Origin of the sequence: Solilutibacter silvestris, from assembly GCF_050574925.1 — a bacterium.
Lineage (GTDB): Bacteria > Pseudomonadota > Gammaproteobacteria > Xanthomonadales > Xanthomonadaceae > Solilutibacter > Solilutibacter silvestris_A.
On record NZ_JBCMOO010000014.1, the window covers coordinates 1 to 993 of the forward strand.

Annotated in this window: 2 protein-coding genes; both read right to left on the bottom strand. The window is 45.6% G+C overall.

What is annotated here, in order from left to right:
- Window positions 1–427, bottom strand: a 427-nt coding sequence (gene arr, locus ABE093_RS13505; protein WP_430761432.1) for an NAD(+)--rifampin ADP-ribosyltransferase, incomplete at its 3' end; no start/stop codon positions are given.
- A 182-nt stretch (window positions 428–609) separates the two neighbouring features.
- Window positions 610–993 (bottom strand): hypothetical protein (locus ABE093_RS13510; RefSeq protein WP_430761433.1); only part of this gene is annotated, 384 nt, incomplete at its 5' end.

Sequence of the window (993 nt, forward strand, 5' to 3'; positions counted from 1 at the left end):
TGATAATTTCACCAGAGCCAGATTCGACAAATTTTCTAAGATTTTGAATGAATTCTTGATCGTAGGGTTCCCAGCTTTCAAGCTCACCAACGATCTTTAGCGGATGTTGGCTACGGTAAGATCGTGTTGGATTGCCGGGGAACTTTTTATTTGTGACGTTTGGATCGTCTTCAAACTGTCCTGTTGGAATCACAATATAAACGCGCGGTCTTCCTTCCCCTTTGGCGATTTCTGCGGCAAGACCAGCGCCCTTTGGAATCGTTGTGAAATAGATGTGATTCATAACAACGTCGTCACGATAGTTGGATCTGAATCCTGCGGTGAGTAAATCACCGACTGAAAGATCCGCTCTTGTACCGTGATAAAACGAGCCAGCTACTGAATCGCAGTTTTCAAGAGTAACCGGGGTCCACTCATCATGAATCATCACTTAGCCACCTCTCATGTCTGACAAGACGCGATTCTAATTTTCGCTATGAGCCTTGCCGCAAGCCCCCAGGGGTGATATAAATTCATAGTGGGAGGCGCAGAGCGCCTCTTTTTTGTTTTTTGGGTGCGGACAAACCCGATCCAAATCACCTAACACCTGAGTTAAGNNTGAACGATTAGTTAGGTTTCATGCCCTTGATCGGGAGGTGGGTGCTTGATTCTAAGCATCGTCAAGCCTGAGTACGCAAGGGCAGAGCCCACGAGCACATTGAATGACCCTATGAATAACTTGTAGTCCAATGATGCTTCTGGGCCAATGATTTGTGCGGGAGATCCACGCCGCGAAGGAAATACTAGTTGACCGGTCGTAAAAAAGAACCACGCTACAAAGACGAAAAATCCTGCAGCGCAAATTAAACAAAAGGTTCCAAGGATTTTATAAGCAATATTAGAGATACGGTCGGACAATTTTCCTGCGAGATAGATAGAGACAGGCAGAAGAAATGCTGAGGCAAGGATCACAAGAGCGATATTGTCGTTCATGAACCTAACACCTGAGTTAAG